The sequence below is a fragment of the Mycobacterium marinum genome (assembly GCF_003391395.1).
Lineage (GTDB): Bacteria > Actinomycetota > Actinomycetes > Mycobacteriales > Mycobacteriaceae > Mycobacterium > Mycobacterium marinum.
This window is the reverse complement of record NZ_CP024190.1, coordinates 1648546-1666576: the sequence shown is the minus strand read 5'-3', so window position 1 is coordinate 1666576 and position 18031 is coordinate 1648546. Positions and strand designations below refer to the sequence as shown.

Annotated in this window: 17 protein-coding genes and 1 pseudogene; 17 read left to right on the top strand and 1 reads right to left on the bottom strand. The window is 66.6% G+C overall.

Going from position 1 to position 18031, the window contains the following annotated elements:
• Positions 1-32: 32 nt before the first annotated feature.
• From CCUG20998_RS06990 to CCUG20998_RS06965, 6 genes and pseudogenes are all read left to right on the top strand, one after another.
• Complete coding sequence (locus CCUG20998_RS06990; protein ID WP_020732250.1) at positions 33-1646, top strand: bifunctional 3-(3-hydroxy-phenyl)propionate/3-hydroxycinnamic acid hydroxylase; 1614 nt, start codon at positions 33-35, stop codon at positions 1644-1646.
• Positions 1643-2506: an alpha/beta fold hydrolase gene (locus tag CCUG20998_RS06985; RefSeq protein ID WP_020732249.1), complete on the top strand. Its 864-nt coding sequence runs from the start codon at positions 1643-1645 to the stop codon at positions 2504-2506. Before CCUG20998_RS06990 ends, CCUG20998_RS06985 begins: the two co-directional genes overlap by 4 nt.
• Positions 2503-3543, top strand: a complete 1041-nt coding sequence (locus tag CCUG20998_RS06980) for a VOC family protein (RefSeq protein WP_020732248.1) — start codon at positions 2503-2505, stop codon at positions 3541-3543. Before CCUG20998_RS06985 ends, CCUG20998_RS06980 begins: the two co-directional genes overlap by 4 nt.
• Positions 3513-4548, top strand: a pseudogene (locus CCUG20998_RS06975) (amidohydrolase family protein). Before CCUG20998_RS06980 ends, CCUG20998_RS06975 begins: the two are co-directional and overlap by 31 nt.
• Before the next feature lie 68 nt (positions 4549-4616).
• Positions 4617-5615: an acrylyl-CoA reductase family protein gene (locus CCUG20998_RS06970; protein ID WP_020732246.1), complete on the top strand. Its 999-nt coding sequence runs from the start codon at positions 4617-4619 to the stop codon at positions 5613-5615.
• A 42-nt stretch (positions 5616-5657) separates the two neighbouring features.
• Positions 5658-6629, top strand: coding sequence for an NADPH:quinone oxidoreductase family protein (locus tag CCUG20998_RS06965; RefSeq protein ID WP_020732245.1), 972 nt, complete (start codon positions 5658-5660; stop codon positions 6627-6629).
• Between the two features lie 17 nt (positions 6630-6646).
• Here CCUG20998_RS06965 and CCUG20998_RS06960 read toward each other — a convergent pair whose 3' ends face one another.
• Entirely contained in the window at positions 6647-8629 is a 1983-nt protein-coding gene (locus tag CCUG20998_RS06960) for a PPE family protein (RefSeq protein WP_020732244.1), read from the bottom strand.
• A 315-nt stretch (positions 8630-8944) separates the two neighbouring features.
• On the opposite strand from CCUG20998_RS06960, the gene CCUG20998_RS06955 reads away from it, so the two are divergent.
• The 11 genes from CCUG20998_RS06955 (at position 8945) to CCUG20998_RS06905 (ending at position 18013) form a co-directional block, all read left to right on the top strand.
• Positions 8945-10048, top strand: coding sequence for a homogentisate 1,2-dioxygenase (locus CCUG20998_RS06955; protein WP_020732242.1), 1104 nt, complete (start codon positions 8945-8947; stop codon positions 10046-10048).
• 2 nt (positions 10049-10050) lie between these two features.
• On the top strand, positions 10051-11241 hold the full coding sequence (locus CCUG20998_RS06950; RefSeq protein WP_012393338.1) for an alpha/beta hydrolase: 1191 nt from the start codon (positions 10051-10053) through the stop codon (positions 11239-11241).
• Positions 11238-12443, top strand: a complete 1206-nt coding sequence (locus tag CCUG20998_RS06945; protein WP_020732241.1) for a CaiB/BaiF CoA transferase family protein — start codon at positions 11238-11240, stop codon at positions 12441-12443. The genes CCUG20998_RS06950 and CCUG20998_RS06945 overlap by 4 nt, the downstream gene beginning before the upstream one ends.
• Positions 12440-13336, top strand: coding sequence for a hydroxymethylglutaryl-CoA lyase (locus CCUG20998_RS06940; protein WP_020732240.1), 897 nt, complete (start codon positions 12440-12442; stop codon positions 13334-13336). The genes CCUG20998_RS06945 and CCUG20998_RS06940 overlap by 4 nt, the downstream gene beginning before the upstream one ends.
• Positions 13336-13977, top strand: a complete 642-nt coding sequence (locus tag CCUG20998_RS06935; protein ID WP_012393335.1) for a TetR/AcrR family transcriptional regulator — start codon at positions 13336-13338, stop codon at positions 13975-13977. Before CCUG20998_RS06940 ends, CCUG20998_RS06935 begins: the two co-directional genes overlap by 1 nt.
• A 24-nt stretch (positions 13978-14001) precedes the next feature.
• A complete protein-coding gene (locus CCUG20998_RS06930; RefSeq protein WP_020732239.1) occupies positions 14002-15240 on the top strand; it encodes an acyl-CoA dehydrogenase family protein in 1239 nt (412 codons plus the stop codon).
• Positions 15237-16199 carry a phosphotransferase family protein gene (locus CCUG20998_RS06925; RefSeq protein ID WP_020732238.1) on the top strand — a complete coding sequence of 321 codons (963 nt, stop codon included), beginning with the start codon at positions 15237-15239 and terminating at the stop codon, positions 16197-16199. The genes CCUG20998_RS06930 and CCUG20998_RS06925 overlap by 4 nt, the downstream gene beginning before the upstream one ends.
• Positions 16199-16540: a DUF6285 domain-containing protein gene (locus CCUG20998_RS06920; RefSeq protein WP_020732237.1), complete on the top strand. Its 342-nt coding sequence runs from the start codon at positions 16199-16201 to the stop codon at positions 16538-16540. The genes CCUG20998_RS06925 and CCUG20998_RS06920 overlap by 1 nt, the downstream gene beginning before the upstream one ends.
• 11 nt (positions 16541-16551) lie before the next feature.
• Positions 16552-16962, top strand: a complete 411-nt coding sequence (locus CCUG20998_RS06915; RefSeq protein WP_012393331.1) for a nuclear transport factor 2 family protein — start codon at positions 16552-16554, stop codon at positions 16960-16962.
• A 35-nt stretch (positions 16963-16997) separates the two neighbouring features.
• On the top strand, positions 16998-17537 hold the full coding sequence (locus CCUG20998_RS06910) for a YceI family protein (RefSeq protein ID WP_012393330.1): 540 nt from the start codon (positions 16998-17000) through the stop codon (positions 17535-17537).
• A gap of 74 nt (positions 17538-17611) precedes the next feature.
• Positions 17612-18013 (top strand): Rv3143 family two-component system response regulator, encoded by a 402-nt coding sequence (locus tag CCUG20998_RS06905; RefSeq protein WP_011740418.1) that lies wholly within the window; start codon positions 17612-17614, stop codon positions 18011-18013.
• Positions 18014-18031: the final 18 nt, after the last annotated feature.

Here is an 18031-nt window from a genome sequence, read left to right as displayed (position 1 = left end):
TCCGGCGGAGCCCAGGCGGATGTGAGACGGCAATGACAACAGCGGCAATGACCGAAGCGACGTCTGAGGCAGCGACCTACGACGTGGCGATCATCGGCTACGGACCGACCGGCGCCACCGCGGCCAACCTATTGGGTCAGCTTGGCATGAAAGTGGTAGTCATAGAACGTGATCCGGACATCTATGGGAGGGCCCGGGCCATCTCCACCGACGAAGAGGTGATGCGCATCTGGCAGTCCGTCGGCCTGGCCGAGCGCCTGCAGTCCGACATGCTGCCGGACCGGCCAATCGCGTTTGTCGACGCCCACGGCGTGCCCTTCATCGAGATGAAGATCAAGCCGCGCGGCAGTGGCCATCCACCCCAGCAGTTCCTGTATCAGCCCGCGGTCGACCAGGTACTGCGCGCGGGCGTGGCCCGGTTCGCCAATGTCGAGGTGCTGGTCGAGCACGAATGCCTGCGGGTGCTGAACAACGACGCGGCGGCCGAACTGCTGCTGGCCGACCTGCGTACCGATACATTCAAGCGGCTGCGCGCCCGCTACGTCATCGCGGCCGACGGCGGCTCCTCACCCACCCGGGGTCAGCTCGGCGTCGGCTACACCGGCCGCACCTACGCCGAACGATGGGTGGTCATCGACACCAAGGTGCGGCGCGCCTGGGATGCACACGACCGCTTGCGATTCCACTGTGACCCGGCCCGCCCCACCGTCGACTGCCCGACCCCACTTGGCCATCACCGCTGGGAGTATCCGGCCAGTGCCGATGAGGCCGATCAGAAGCTAGTCCGCGAGGAAGCGATCTGGCGAGTCCTCAACGCACAAGGCATCACCGAGAACGAGGTCGAGATCCTGCGCGCGGTGATCTATTGCCACCACGTCCGCGTCGCCGACCGCTGGCGCATCGGACGCGTCTTCCTGGCCGGCGACGCCGCCCACGCCATGCCGCCGTGGATCGGCCAGGGCATGTCCGCAGGGGTGCGGGACGCGGCCAACTTGTGCTGGAAGCTTGCCGCCGTGTTGAACGGAAACGCACCGGACTCGCTGCTGGACTCCTACCAGGACGAGCGCAAGCCGCACGTCACCGAGGTCACCCGGCGCGCGGTCTTCACCGGACGCCTCATCACCGAGCGCCGCCAGGCAGTTGCCGCCGTTCGAAATGGCCTGGGGCGCGCCCTGACCCGGTTCCCGTCGGCGATGGCCCGGCTGCAGCGGGCCATGTGGATCCCACCCGCCCGGTATCAGGAAGGCTTCCTGGCCAGCGGACATCGCGCGGTCGGCTGGCAGATTCCGCAGCCATGGGTCATCGATGGCAATGGTGCGACCGCGCGCCTAGACGACATTCTCGGCAGTCAGTGGGTGCTGCTGCATACCGGAGACGCCCCAACGGGTAGCCAGGCCTGGACCCAACGCGGTGTGCCCGCGGTGCGATTGGGCACGCCCGAATCGGGTGCGCGCCCGGACGGCATTCGCGATTCCGGTGGCACGCTGTTGCGCTGGCTGGCACGCAAGCACGCGAGCGCCGTGGTGTTACGCCCGGACGGATTCATCTATGCCGCGGCCGAATCCGGGAGTCCACTGCCAACACCTCCGGCCGGCCACTTCGGCAACACCCTCCCCACCTCCATGAAGATCGGGGCACTGGCATGACCACCACGACGCTGGCCGAACGCACCGTCACCGTCGATGGAAAGCCGATCTTCTTCGCCGAGGCCGGCGGCGGGCCCACCGTGGTGCTACTACACGGCGGAGGTCCCGGCGCAACCGGCCTTTCCAACTACGCGCGCAACATCGACCAACTCGCGCAGCGGTTCCGGCTGATCATTCCGGATATGCCCGGCTACGGCCGCTCCGGCAAAGGCGTGGATCAGTCCGACCCGTTCGGCTATCTGGCCAGCGCAATCCGCGGGCTGCTCGACGAACTGAGGATCCCGTCGGCACATCTGGTCGGCAATTCCTACGGCGGTGCCGCCGCACTGCGGTTGGCCCTCGACAGCCCGCACCGGGTCGACCGGCTGGTGCTGATGGGACCCGGTGGGATCGGCACCACGCGCAGCGCGCCCACGGCGGGACTCAAGACCCTGCTGTCCTACTACGCCGGCGACGGGCCGAGCCGGGCCAAATTGGCGCACCTGATCCGCAATTACCTGGTATACGAGGGAGATTCGGTGCCCGACGAGTTGATCGACCTGCGTTACCAGGCCTCCATCGACCCGGCCGTGATCGCCGACCCGCCGCTACGGCGCCCGAACGGGCTTCGCACCCTGTGGCGCATGGACCTCACCCGCGACCGCAGACTCCGGCAGTTACCCACGCCAACCCTGGTGTTATGGGGCCGCGACGACAAGATCAACCGCCCGGCCGGCGGTCCGATGCTGCTGAACCTGATGCCCAACGCCGAGTTGGTCATGACCTCGCGCACCGGTCACTGGATGCAGTGGGAGCGCGCCGAACTGTTCAATCAGCTGGTTGCCGAATTCCTCTCGCAAAGATCGGCTTTCGCATCATGAGCACCGCGGGACGCTCGGTGTTCGGCAACGTGCAGCTCGGCTACATCGTCATCGAGACCAACCGGTTCTCCGATTGGCGCCGGTTCGGCCGAGACGCGATCGGCCTGCACGTCGACGACTCACTCGCCGATACCATGCGGTTTCGCCTCGACGGCAACGAATGCCGCTTCTTGCTACAGCACGGACCGGCGGAGGACGTCACGGCCCTGGGCTGGCAACTCGACGACCACAACACATTCGAGGAAATCATCAATCGGGTTCGGCGCCAAGGCGTCCCGATCATCGAAGGTTCGGCCGAACAAGCCGCACTGCGCGGGGTGGCGCGGCTCGCGCGATTCCCCGGGCCCAACGGCCTGACCCAGGAGATCTACGCCGAGCCGCGCCCATGCCCAGCGCCATTGAACATTGGCGCGCGAGGCGGCTTCGTCACCGGCGCCGGCGGCATCGGACACGTGGCCATCACGTCGAAGAGGCCAGACCAAGTCCGCGGCTACTTTGACACCGTGTTCGACGCGCGACTGAGCGACTTCATCGATGAGACGATCAGCGGCATCAAGTTCAAGATCCGATTCCTGCGGGTCAACCAGCGACATCACTCGGTAGCCATCGCCGCAGCAAACCGCCTGCCGATCAACCCGATCCGCACCCGAGTGCAACACGTCAACGTGCAGGCCGCCGACCTCGACGATCTCACCGCGTCCTATCAGCGCATCAGGGAACTTGGGTTTGGGCTGGCGCTCAGCGTCGGACAGCACACCAACGACCGGGAACTGTCCTACTACGCGGTGACACCGTCAGGATTCGAATGGGAACTCGGCTGGAACCCCATCGTGGTCGACGAATCCACCTGGGAGCCGACGACTTACCAGGGAATCAGCATTTGGGGCCATACTCCAGAGGGACAGCACATCATCGACAAGTTGGCCCAATTCAAGACGGCGGGGCGTTCGTTGCTGCGGCGCGAGGACAACGTGGCGCCGCTCTGCGGCCCGGCAAGGAGTTCGCGATGTGGCGAATCGATACTCACCACCACATGATTCCGCCCGACTATCGTCGCGCGCTGCGCAATGCGGGCATCGATGGTGCGGGCGGGCGAGCGCTGCCGGACTGGAGTCCAGCGGGGTCGCTGCAGGCAATGGCCGAACTCACCGTCGGTGCGGCGATCTTGTCGGTATCCGCACCCGCAACCGCCTTCCTACCCCAGGCCAGCGATGCCGCGGCGCTAGCGCGCGACATCAACGACTACGCGGCCGATGTCGTCGCCGGCCGGCCGGCGCAGTTCGGGTTCTTCGCTACCGTACCGATGCCCCATCTCGACCAGAGCGTGGCCGAAACCGTTCGTGCACTTGATGATCTGAAGGCTGACGGTGTCGTGCTGCTAGCCAACCACGCTGGCGTCTATCTCGGCGAAGACGGCCAGGACGACCTGTTCACCGCGTTGAATTCGCGCGCCGCGGTGGTGTTCGTCCATCCCGCCGAACTGCCCGGCCCGGAGGTTCCCGGAGTTGCCCCATGGGCCGGCGACTTCTTGCTCGACACCACCCGGGCGGCCCATCTGTTGGTGCGCAATGGCATCCGTCAGCGGTATCCGGATATCAAGTTCGTGCTCAGCCATGCCGGCGGGTTTGTCCCCTATGCCAGTCATCGCCTGGCGTTGGCGATCACCGCCGACACCGGCCGCAGCCCCGCCGATGTACTAGAGGAGTTCTCCAGCTTCTATTTCGACACTGCCCTATCGTCGAGCGCGGCGGCGCTGCCGACGCTGATTGCCTTCGCCAAGCCGGGGCACATCACGTTTGGATCGGACTGGCCGTTCGCGCCCACGGCGGCGGGAAAGCTCTTCGCCACCGGTCTGGAAACCTACCCCGCACTCGACGCCGCTGCCCGCGGCGCAATAGACCGCGGTAACGCGCTGAGTTTGTTCCCCCCGGTTCGGCGTCGCGGCGCCGCCCCCGCAACCATCGGCCGCCCAACGGATCCGGCACACGCTGAGCCGCACTGCGATGCGTGGCGTTGCGCGGCTGATGAATTCGGGCGGCTAGTTCCGCACGCCGGACGTGTCGCCACCGCGCGTTCGCACCGGCGCCCGGTGAGGTTAGCGTAGGGCGCTATGGACACGTTTCATGCGCTGGTCGCACATCAGGACGGGGATCGGATCACCGCGTCGATCCGGACGCTGACACCTAACGATCTGCCCCCTGGCGACGTGACGATCCGGGTGCATTTCTCGAGTGTCAACTTCAAGGACGCGCTGGCGTTGACGCCCGGGGGCGGTGTGGTGCGTAAGTACCCCGTAGTTCCGGGCATCGACCTGACCGGAGAAGTCGTCGAATCCCACTCGCCCGAGTTCAGCGTTGGCGACCTGGTGCTGGCGCACGGCTATGAAATCGGCACCGGCCGCCACGGTGGCTACGCCGAATACGTTCGGCTGCCCGCAGATCAGGTGGTGGCACTGGGCACATTGAGTCCACGTGCGGGCGCGGCCATCGGCACCGCCGGTTTCACCGCGGCGATGAGTGTTCAGGCGCTGATCAACTGGGGCGTGGCGCCCGACGCCGGGCCGGTCGTCGTCACCGGCGCCTCGGGCGGGGTCGGCTCGATCAGCGTCGACCTGCTGGCGGCCGCCGGCTACCAGGTGGTGGCCTCCACCGGCAAACCTCAGGCCGCCGAGCTACTGAAATCGTTGGGGGCCGCCGAGGTCATCGGCCGGCTGCCGGCCGATCCCGATGCCAAACCGCGACCGTTGGCCAAGGCCCGCTGGGCCGCGGCGGTGGACTGCGTGGGCGGCGCAACGCTGGCCGACGTTCTGAGCACCATCGACTACGGAGGCGCGGTGGCCGCCAGCGGCCTCACCGGCGGGGCGGCGCTGCACACCACGGTCATGCCGTTCATCCTGCGCGGCATCGCGCTGCTCGGTATGGACTCGGTGTTGATGCCCATCGGCCCGCGCCGGCAGCTGTGGTCACTTCTCGGCGATTCGTTACGGCCGCGCCGTCTGGACGATCTCACCACCGATATCGACATCAAAGACGTGGTCGGTGTGCTCGATCAACTGCGCGCGGGCGAATTCACCGGCCGGGCTGTGGTGCGGGTGGCCGGCGCGTTCTAGATTGGGGCCTCATTGGGGGTCGAAGCTGACAACGGAGGTGGCATGCGCGCGATACGGGTGACTCGGCTCGATGGTCCGGACGCGGTCGAGGTGGCCGAGGTCGACGAACCAACCGGCGACGGGGTGGTCGTCGACGTGCATGCCGCCGGGGTGGCATTCCCCGATGCGTTGCTCACTCGCGGCCTCTATCAATACCGACCGCAGCTTCCCTTCGTGCTCGGGGCCGAGATCGCCGGCGTGGTTCGGAGCGCCCCACCGGACTGCCACGTGTGCACCGGCGACCGGGTCGTCGGCTTGACCATGCTTTCCGGCGGCATGGCCGAGGTCGCGGTGCTCGCGCCCGACCGGGTGTTCCGGCTACCCGACAACGTCAGCTTCGAAGCCGGAGCGGGCTTGCTGTTCAACGATCTGACGGTGTACTTCGCCCTGGCCGTCCGGGGCCGCCTACAGCGCGGCGAGACGGTCCTGGTGCACGGCGCGGCCGGCGGCATCGGCACCTCGGCGCTGCGGCTGGCCCCGGTGCTGGGCGCGTCTCGCACCATCGCGGTGGTCAGCAGTGAGGAGAAGTCCGCAATCGCGACGGCCGCCGGTGCCACCGACGTGGTGCTCGCCGACGGGTTCAAGGACACGGTCAAAGAACTCACCAACGGCCGCGGCGTCGACGTGGTTGTCGACCCGGTCGGCGGTGACCGGTTTACCGATTCGCTTCGCTCACTGGCTCCGGCCGGGCGGTTGCTGGTGATCGGCTTCACCGGTGGGGAGATACCGACGGTAAAGGTAAATCGGCTGCTACTGAACAACATTGATGTGGTCGGCGTCGGTTGGGGCGCCTGGGCCGGAACCCACCCCGGCGCGCTGGCCGAGCAGTGGGCCGCCCTCGAGAGTCTGCTGAGTTCGGGCGCGTTACCCCCTCCCGAGCCGGCGGTCTATCCGCTCGAGCAGGCCGGCGCGGCGGTGGCGTCGCTGGAGAATCGCACCGCCCGCGGCAAAGTGGTGCTGCGGGTACGGGGCTGAGTGTCATCGCGAGCGACTCAGAGGACCCCCGGCAAGATCTTGTTGAACGCGTACAAGTAGGCGTAGAGGTTGAAGCCGGCCAGCAGTGTCACCAGCGCGGTGTCGGCGGCGATTGGCGCCCCGAGTGCATAGATCAATCCGGCAGGATCACCATCGAGGACCTGCAGAATTCCGTCCAGGAATAGCTTGAGGTTGTAAGCCGGAAGCGTCGTAACCATCGCGTTCACCACATCCGCGGTTGGCAGCAAGGTTGCGTACGCCGTGGTGGCATCGAATGAGATGGTATTGGCGATATCGGTAGTCGCGGTCTGGACGCCCTTGATGGCGTTCTCGATCGTCGATACCGAAAGCGTGGGCAAGGTCGCGTTGCTCAGCGCCGACCATGGATCCGAGCCAAGAGCGTTGGAGATGCCCGAGAGCGAAATGTCGGGCAACGACGGCAACTGCCACGCACCGATATCGGCCGCCGCATCGCTGATGCCCTGCTGGGTGCCGGCGACCAATGCGTCGAACACCGTGGCTGGGGCGACATCCGGGAACAAACCAAACGGCGTCGGCACATTGGCCGGTCCGGTCGAATAGCCATAGTTGGGGTCGCCATAGCCCAGGTTGACCAGCACCTTCAGGTCCGGTTGCACCAGATCTGCCAGGGTATTCCCGATAAACGGAACCCCACGTAGCGGTTCCAGCAGCGGCAGGTTCTCGGTCGGAATCATGTGGTAGGTGGTCATCGTTGCCCCCTCCGTCGGCAAGGTGAATGCGGTTGCAACTTGCGCGGCGGTGAGAGTCGGATATTGGGTGTGCACGTAGTAAATGCCCATAATGGCGTTCAGGTCGGACACGAAGTTGAGCGGGTACCGGGGGAAGTCCGCGAAGCCGTCGTATTCGAGCGTGTAGACGTCCGTCGTGTAGTAATTGTCGGGCGTTGCGCCCCAGAATGTTTTGCCCAGACTTGGTGAAACCAGGCCGGCGAAACGCTCATATAGCCCCCCGTTGGGGTTCATGGCGTTACCGATCAGCGAGAAACTCACCGACCCGGTCGGCACCCCCGCCGCTTTGAGGTTGGACATCTCCAGCGACGCGATCCCGGCGCCCTGCGAGTAGCCCTGGACGACAACGTTGTTGCCGGCGGCGAGCTGCGCTTTGATCGCGGTATCGAGGATGGTGAGACCCTCGGCCCACGACGCGTCCTCGGTCATGGTCTTGATGCCGGTAATCCAATACGACTCAGCGGGGGTAAACAGGGAGATCGCGTTGCTCACCGTGAAACTCGGGAAATTGGGGGTAACGAAATTGTTCACCACATTGTCCACATAGCTCTGTGATGGAATCGGGAAGCCGCTGCCGCCAATCACCAAAGTGACGTCGGTCGCGGCGGCCGGTAGCGCGCTTCCCGCCGCGGTCAGCGCGGTGGGGCCAAGCGCCGCCACGGCGGCCGCGGAGGTCCCTTCCAGCGCGCTCGCCACTCGACCCGACACACCCGACAGCACCTCCTGCCACGGCGCGAGCCCAGAGAGCGCCTCCGAGACTCCGACGTGGTAGCCGAACATCGCACCCACATTTTGAGCCCACATCTGCTCGTACTGCGCCTCGATCGCCGCGATTGCCGGTGCATTCAGCCCAAACACGTTGGCGGCCACCATCGACATCAACGCAGATCGGTTCGCCGCCACCAGCTCCAGCGGAACCGTGGCCGTGCGCGCTGCCTCGAACACCGCAGCCGACGTCGCGGCTTGACGCGCAGTCTGCACCGCGCCGGACGCCGCGGATCCCAGCCACCGGACATACGACGTCGCGACGCTGGCCATCGCCGCCGCCGACGGGCCCTGCCACGCCGCCCCGGCCAGGTCGGAGGTCAGCGAAGAAAACGCGCTTGCCGCCGCGGCCAGCTCTTGGCCGATCCCATCCCAAGCTGCCGCCGCAGCCAACAACGGTCCCGGCCCCGGACCGGAAAGGATTCGAGCCGAATTTGCCTCCGGCGATAGCACGGCGAAATTCACCTAACCCACCTCGTTCATCCGGATCGAGCAGGACCAGCAATACGCAAGCGTATGGCGCGAACGTTAGCCCAGGCGGCCGAATGACGTTCACGTTTCAGCCCAATGTCGCCGGCGCAATTGCGGTCGCACGGACATCGAAATGCGCAGGCATTTCGAAATTGAACGTTTTCAGCCGATCGACCGGCGCCCTGATGGTGCGGCGTTGCCGAGGCCGGCCCCCAACTCGCGCGAAGCTGCGCGCAGGGCCCTTGTTCACCACCAAAAGAGAAAGTAATGTCACTTTTAGTTTTGTATCCGACGAGTCCCGGAGCACCCATGGAATCGTTCGTTCACCTGCGCAAAGGCAGGACACCGCGGCGCCTGCACGCCGACCTCGACGGGCTCAAGGACGACGAGCTCGGCCGCGGCGGGTTCACCGGCCGCACCGCGAACCTCTACCGTCGCCATGACCCCACCGCCTACCGCGCGGTGGGACCGTTGCGCCCCGTCGACGTGCTGGCCGACCAGCTCGAGCCCAGCGATGCCACCGACGCCAACGGCGGCCCGCTGCTGATGTTCAGCAACGCCGACTGCCGCATCCTGCTCAGTCGCCGCCACCAAGTGATGCCGTTCTACAACCGCCATGTCGACGGCGACCTGCTGTGCTTCGTGCACGACGGCGCCGGGCTGCTGGAAACCGAGTTCGGGCCGTTGCGTTACCGCACCGGCGACTGGGTGTATATCCCGAAGGCGACCACCTGGCGCCAGCTGCCGGACACCGAGACGACGCTGCTCATGGTGGAGGCCACCGACGAGTTCCGCGTCCCCGCCCCGGGCGCGCTCGGCCGGCACTTCCCCTTCGACCCATCCCAAGCCGTGATCCCCGAACCGGCCCCCGTCGAGAACCCGCCGGGGTTGGCGGCGCGCGACGAATACCAAGTCCGGCTGGTACATGAGGGTGGCCCGACAACGCTTTTCTACCAACATAATCCGATTGACGTCGAAGGCTGGCGGGGCGACAACTTCGCCTTCACCTTCAACATCGCCGACTACAACGTGATCACCTCCGACAGTGTGCACCTGCCCCCGACGGTGCACCTGTTCATGCAGGCCACCGGCGTATGCGTGATGAACTTCCTGCCCAAACCCGCCGAAGGAGTTCCGGGGACCGAGCGCACACCCTGGTATCACCGCAACGTCGACTATGACGAGATCGCGTTTTTCCATGGCGGCTCGCTCTACGGCATCCCGATGCCGCCGGGGCTGATTTCCCATGCACCGCAAGGGGTTCATCACGGCGCACCCGAACGTGCCCGGGAACGGGCCCGGCGCAAGTTCGCCGAATATTCCCGCGTCGACTGGCAGGTCATCGCCGTCGACACCCGCCGGCGCCTGACACCCTCGCCCGCGGTGCTGGCCCACGACCTGGGGCAACACTGACCATGGCGACCCGACACGAATACGATCGAATCCCCTATCTCGTTGCCTTCCAGAACAATTCCGGGGTCCGCGATGTTTATGGCGGACTCGCCGAGATCACCGTCCTGGAGAGCTATCTGCTCAAGCCGAAGGACAAACCGTCGGAGACCGTGCTGGTGTTCATGCACCCGATCGGCGGCGGCGCATATCTGCCGATGATCAACGCACTGGCCCGCGCCGGCCACCACGTCATCTACTGCAACAGCCGGTTCCGCGGCACCGACTCGGCGCTGCTGATGGAGAAGGTGGTCGAAGATCTCGGCGAATGCATCAAGGACGCGAAGAAGCGGCTGGGCTACTCCAAGGTGGTACTGGCCGGATGGAGCGGCGGCGGCTCGCTGTCGGTGCTCTACCAGCAGCAGGCCCAGCGGCCGACACTGACGGCCAGCCCCTCCGGCGACGGCCCCGACCTGACCCAACTGGACCTGCCCGCCGCCGACGCCATCATGTTGCTCGCCGCGCACATCAGCCGCCACGGCACGCTCACCGAATGGCTGGACGCCTCGATCATCGACGAATCCGATCCGAGCAAACGCGATCCCGACCTGGATCTCTACGACCCGAACAACCCCAACCAACCGCCCTACAGCGCGCAGTTTCTCACCCGCTACCGGCAGGCCCAGATCGACCGCAACCGGCGCATCACCGCCTGGGTGAAAGACAAGCTGGCCGAACTCGAGGCCAGCGGGCGACCCGACTCCGATGTTGCGGAGTTCTGCTTCGTGGTGCACGGCACCATGGCCGACCCGCGCTGGCTCGATCCCAGCGTCGACCCCAACGAGCGCACGCCCGGCACCTGTTATCTGGGTGATCCGCAGGTGGTGAACATGAGCCCGGTCGGGCTTGCGCGCTTCTGCACGCTGCGCAGCTGGTTGTCGCAATGGAGCTACGACGATGCGCGGGGCGACGGCGTGGTGTGCGGCCGGGATCTTGCCGTCCCGGCACTGGTCATCGGTAATCTGGCCGATGACGCTTGCACGCCCAGCCACACCCGACGACTCTTCGAGGCCATCGGGCATGCCGACAAGGAGATGTACGAAATCCCTGGTGCTACTCACTATTACGCGGGCCCCGACCAGCGCGACAAGCTAGGTCAGGCCGTCGACATTGTCACCGACTGGCTGCTGCGACACGACTTTGCGAGCAGGCCATGACCGCACCCGGCGCACTGGGCGGTGTCCGGGTGCTCGAACTGGGCACCCTGATCGCCGGCCCCTTCGCCGGCCGGCTCCTCGGCGACATGGGTGCCGACGTCATCAAGGTGGAACCACCCGGCGCCCCCGACCCGCTGCGGACCTGGGGCCAGGCCGAAGTCGACGGACACCACGTGTTCTGGACGGTGCATGCCCGCAACAAACGGGCCATCACGCTCGACCTGCGCCGGCCGCAGGGCCGGGAGCTGTTCCTGGAGCTGGTCGACAAGTCCGACATCGTGGTGGAGAACTTCCGGCCGGGCACGCTGGAGAAGTGGGACCTGGGCTACGACGTACTGCGCGAACGCAACCCCGGCATCATCCTGGTGCGGGTATCGGGTTACGGACAGACCGGCCCGGATGCCCACAAGGCCGGTTACGCGTCGGTGGCCGAGGCGGCCAGCGGGTTGCGCCATCTCAACGGCTTCCCCGGCGGACCCCCGCCCCGGCTGGCCCTGTCCCTGGGCGACAGCCTGGCCGGGATGTTCGGCGCCCAGGGTGCGCTGGCCGCCCTGTATCGCCGCAGTGTCACCGGGACCGGCCAGGTGGTCGATGTCGCGCTGACCGAATCCTGTTTGGCTCTGCAGGAGTCCACCATTTCGGACTACGACGTGGGCGGGGTGGTGCGTGGGCCGTCCGGTACCAGGCTGGAAGGTATCGCGCCGTCCAATATCTATCGCAGTGCCGACGAATCGTGGGTGGTGATCGCGGCGAACCAGGACACCGTGTTCGCGCGGCTATGCCAGGCGATGGGATGTCCGGAGTTGGCCACCGATGACCGCTTCGCCACCCACCGCGCCCGCGGCCGCAACCAGGACGAACTGGACAAGATCATCGGCGCGTGGGCCGCGCAGCGCCAACCCGATGAGATCATCGAAACGCTTTCGGCCGCGGGGGTGATCGCCGGGCCGATCAATACCGTCGCCGAAGTGGTCAAGGATCGGCAACTACGCGCCCGCGGCATGCTGGTCGAGCACTACGACGAACGAATCGGGCGTAACGTGCTGGGCCCCGGGATTGTGCCGGCGCTGTCCGAATCCCCCGGCCAGGTGCGTAGCGCCGGGCCGGCGCGGCCGGGACAACACAATGACGACGTCTACATCGGCTTGCTGGGCAAGAGCAGCGCAGAGCTCGAGCAGCTGCGCGCCGAGGAGGTGCTATGACCGCCCACGTCACCATTCGCGAGGTAGCGCTACGCGACGGATTGCAGATCGAGAAGCCGGTGCCGTTGTCCGCCAAGCTGGAGCTGCTGGCAGCGGTGGCCGCAACCGGAGTCCGTGAAGTCGAGGCGACGGCGTTCGTGTCGCCGTCGAAAGTGCCGTCGATGGCCGACGCCGCCGAACTCGCCGCGGAGCTGCACAGCTACCCCGACATCGAGTTCTCCGCGCTGGTAGCCAGTCCCAACGGGGCCAGGCGGGCGATTGCCGCGGGCTTGCACGCGATCGAATACGTGGTGGCGGCCAGCAATTCGTTCAGCATGGCCAATGTCGGACGGAGCACCGCCGACGCGACCGATCAGATCAGCGAGATCCTCGCCATCGGCCGCGACGGCGAGGTCACCGTCGAGGTGATCGTGGCCACCGCTTGGGACTGTCCGTTCGACGGGGCCGTCGCGCCACAGCAAGTTCTCGACATCGCGGCCACCGCTGTTGACCAAGGGGTGGACCGGTTCTCGATCGCCGACACCATCGGCACCGCCACGCCCGGCCGGGTCAGTGCGCTCATCGCGCAGCTGGGGCCGGTGCTCGGCGACATGCCGCTGGGCGCGCACTTCCACAACACCCGCGGCTCCGGGCTGGCCAGTGCCTATGCGGCGGTGTGCTCCGGTGTCACCCGGCTGGACGCCTCGGTCGGCGGGCTCGGCGGTTGCCCCTTTGCACCCGGAGCCACCGGAAACATCGCCACCGAGGACTTGGTGTACCTGCTGGCCGACAGCGGCTTTGCCGTCGACGTCGACTTGGCCGCCGCCATCGCCGCGGCCGAGGTGGCCAAGGCGGTTGTTGGCCATGACCTGCCAGGCGCACTCTTGCGCGCAGGAGACCGGATTCGCAGCTGATGCCCGCCCGGCAAGAGTCACGAGAACTCAGCTCCAAAGGCCGCCAGACCCGGCAGGCCATCGAGCAGGCCGCGCGCAAGCTGTTCGCCGAGCGAGGATTCCACGGAACCACGCTGGCCGACATCACCTCCGCCGCGGGCAAGTCCTCAGCGGTGTTCTACCGATACTTCACCGACAAGGAAGACCTACTGGCCGCCCTGGCGCAGTCGTTCTTACACGATGTGGTGACTCCCTCCGGGGTCAGCCTGCAACTGCCGGACTCTCCCGACGATGACACGTTCTTCACCGCGGTGGTGACCGGCTACTGGAACATCTTCAAACAGAACATCGGCATCATGATCGCCGTCGACCAACTGGCCGCCACCCAGCAGCGCTTTGCCGCGGTGCAGAACCAATTCCGGCGCTTCGGCATGGACATCATCGCCGCCTCGGTACGGCACGCGCAGGATCAGGGCTACGGAACCGAACTCAACCCGGACCACACCGCGGTGGCCATCGCGTTGTTGTTCGAGAACTTCACCTCGGTCCTGGTCGGCACCTCGGGATCCTCGGGACCCGGCGGCCTGGGTGTCACCATCACCGACGAGGACGCCATCACCACGCTGTCGCGGATCTGGAAGAAGACCCTATACGGTTTCTAGCGGCACGACAGGAGGAGATTCAACGTGGAATTCACTCTGCCAGAACATCTTCAGAGCCTACTCGCCCAGATGGACGAGTTCATCGAGGCCGAGATCAAACCGCTGGAACACGAACACATTCAATACTTTGACCATCGTCGCGAGCACGCCCGCACCGACTGGGACAACGATGGTGTCCCGCGCCGGGAATGGGAAGAACTGCTAGCCGAGATGCGCAGGCGCGCCGACCAGGCGGGCTGGCTGCGCTACGGGCTGCCGGCCCGGTTCGGCGGTCGCGACGGGACCAACCTGGACATGGCCGTCATCCGCGAACATCTGGCGCACAAAGGCCTTGGCCTGCACAACGACCTGCAAAACGAGTCCTCCATCGTCGGCAACTTCCCGCAGGTCATCATGATGGATCGCTTTGGCACCGACGCTCAAAAAAGCGAATGGACCGAGGTGCTCATCACCGGCGAGCGGTCGATGGCGTTCGGGCTGACCGAGCCGCTGCACGGGTCGGATGCCACCTGGATGCAGACCCGGGCCGAGCACGCCGGTGACGGCTGGATCATCAACGGCGCCAAGCGGTTCAACACCGGTGTGCATCGCGCGACCCACGACCTGGTGTTCGCCCGAACCTCGGGTGAGCCGGGGCAGGCCCGGGGCATCACCGCGTTCCTGGTCCCAACCGACACCGCGGGATTCAACGTCCCGTACTACTGGTGGACGCTGAACATGCCCACCGATCACGGCGAGGTCGAGCTCACCAACGTGCGCGTCCCCGATGACGCGGTGCTGGGCGAGGTCGATCGGGGCCTCGAGGTGGGCCAGACTTTTCTGCACGAGAACAGGATTCGCCAGGCGGCCAGCAGCCTGGGCGCGGCCCAATACTGTATCGACCGGGCCATCGGCTACGCCGGCGAACGCCGCGCGTTCGGCAAGCCGCTGTCGGTGAACCAGGCCATCCAGTGGCCGCTTGTCGAACTGCAGACCGAGGCGCAGATGGTGCGGCTGCTGGTGTACTACGCGGCCTGGCATCTGGACCGAAATCACCATATGGAGGTGTCCGACAAGGTCTCGATGGCCAACTACCGCGCAAACCGACTGGTGTGCGAGGCCGCCGACCGGGCCATGCAGGTGTTCGGCGGCGTCGGCTACAGCCGGCACGAACCATTCGAGCACATCTATCGCCACCACCGCCGATACCGGATCACCGAGGGCGCCGAGGAAATTCAGATTCGCCGGGTCGCGCAGCGGCTGTTCAAGTTTGGCCAGAAGTGACCGAGTTGGCCGACCGCCTGGCCACCGTGTTGCGCCCGATGCTGGGCACCGAGGTGGCCATCGACAAGCTGCGCGCACTGACCGGCGGAGCCAGCAGGACCACCTGGGCATTCGACGCCGTTACCGGCCACCGACGCCGATCGCTGATCCTGCGCACCGGGCCGCCCGACGATGTGCACGCCGGCATGGAGCTCGAAGCCCGCGTTCAGGCCGCCGCCGCGGCCGCCGGTGCACCGGTCCCCCACGTGCTGGTCGCCGACGACTCCCCCGCGGCACTGGGCAATCCGTTCCTGATCTGCGACGAGGTCGGCGGCGAAACCATCGTCCGGCGCATCCAACGCCAGCTCGACGACGCGGGCCGGCAGCGGCTACTGGGTGAATGCGCGCAGGCGCTGGCCGCGATTCACCGCGCCGACGCCGGCGACGCCGGCCTTGTCCACGAAGACCCGGTGGCGCACTGGCGTGAACGGCTCGACGCGATGGGTGAGTCCACCGCCACCTTCGAATGGGCGTTCCGCTGGCTCGATGCCCATCGGCCGGCCGAGTCGGCACCGGTTCTGGTGCACGGCGACTACCGGATGGGGAATCTGATCGTCGAGGGATCCGGGCTTGCCGCCGTGCTGGATTGGGAGCTGGTGCACGTCGGTGCGGGATACGAGGACCTGGCCTGGTTCTGCGTGCGGGCCTGGCGGTTCGGGGCTCCGGCCAGCTACGGCGCCGGCGGGCTGGGCAGCATCGAGGACTTCCTGCGGGCCTACGAGCGGGCCGGCGGCACCGCCGTCGACCGAGGCGCTTTTCACTGGTGGCTGGTGTTGGCCACGCTGCGTTGGGGTGTGATCTGCCAATACCAGGCATGGCGCCACTTGAGCGGGCAGGCCCGCTCGGTGGAGTTGGCGACGATCGGCCGACGGGTATGCGAGAACGAATGGGATCTGCTGGACCTATTGGAGGTGCCCTGATGCGCACCGGCGACTACGGGCGTCCAACCGCGGCCGAGCTCGTGGCCGCCGTCGCCGAGTTCCTGGAGGGCGATGTCCGGGCGGCGACCGACGGCCAGGTCAACTTTCATGCCAGGGTGGCCGCCAATGCCCTGCGCATCGTCGAGCGAGAGCTGCTCGGCCCCGGTGACGCCGAGGTGCGGACCGCGCTGGGCGAGTTGGGCTTCGCCGACGAGGCCGCTCTGGCCGCGGCCATCCGGGCCGGCGAACTCGACGGTCGCGCCGAGGTGGTCATCGGGTGCCTGCGCACACTGGTGCGACATCGATTGGCAGTTGCCCACCCCGGATACGACAGCGAATAGGAGCCCGGCGCATGCCCCCACCGCCCCTATCCAGCACCGAGGCGATCACTGAGGTAGCCGACCGATTGTTCACCGCGATCGAGAACGGCGACCGGGCCGAAGTCGACCGGATGTGGAGCCCCGACATTGCGGTCTGGCGGGTCGGCGCGCGCCGGGACAACGACAAGGCCCGCGCGCTGCGGGTGATCGATTGGTTCCTCTCGGCGACCACCGAGCGCCGCTATGAAATCCTGGACCGTCGGGTGTTCAGCGACGAATCAGCCAGCGGCTTCGTCCAACAACACACGTTGCACGCGACCGGCCGAGCCGGCCAGGTGATCGCGATGCGGGTCTGCATCGTGATCAAGCTGGACAGAGATGGTGTGATCAACCGTATCGACGAATACTTCGACCCCTCCGAACTCGCGCCCCTGCTCGACTAGGGCGCCGACGAGCTCGACAACCGTGAGGAGCGATGATGACGACCCTGGAAGCTCTGCTGAGCGATCCCGACGCCCAAGGCCCATGGCATCTCGTCGCCGATCGCTCGACCATCACCTTCAAGATCAAGAACATGTGGGGTCTGCTGACCGTCAAGGGCGAATTCACCAACTTCGGCGGCTACGGCGAGTTGGCCGACCACGGCGCGGTCTCCGGTCATCTGGAGATCGAAACGGCCTCGGTGCGCACCGGCATCGGCAGCCGGGACAAGCATCTGCGCTCAGCTGACTTCTTCGATGTCGAGCGTTTCCCGCAGATCCGCGTGGTGGTCACCGGACTGCAGCCGACCAAGGGCCGCGGGGCCGACCTGCGGGCGAACTTCACCATCAAAGGCGTCGGCGACCCGGTACCGCTGCCGGTGACAATCACCGAGTTCGGCGACGGCTCGGTGCGGATCTGCGGCGAGGCCGAAATCGATCGCGCGCAGTTTGGCCTGGACTGGAACAAGTTCGGGGTGATGGCCAGGACGGCGACCGTGTCGGCGGTGTTGGTCTTCGCCCCGGCGCGGGTCGTCTGATTCAACGCGGGTCCAGCGCACTTGCCGTGGTGCCACCCGGCGCCGGGCAACCGGAGACCAGTAGCATCTGCACCGTGGCCGACTCCAGCGAAGACCTGCGGATCCTCGTCTACAGCGACAATGTCCAGACCCGCGAACAGGTAGTGCGGGCGCTGGGCAAACGGCTACATCCGGACTTGCCCGCGCTGACCTACGTCGAGGTGGCGACGGGCCCCATGGTTTTGCGGCGAATGGACGAAGGCGGCATCGACCTGGCCATTCTCGATGGTGAGGCGACACCCACCGGGGGCATGGGAATCGCCAAGCAGCTCAAGGACGAACTGGATAACTGCCCGCCGCTGGTGGTGCTCACCGGCCGCCCCGACGACGCCTGGCTGGCCAGCTGGTCGCGGGCCGAGGCCGCGGTGCCTCACCCCATCGACCCGATTGTGCTGGGCCGAACGGTGCTGGGTCTGCTCCGCGCGCCCGCGCTGTAGCCCAAGCGCTTGGTCCGG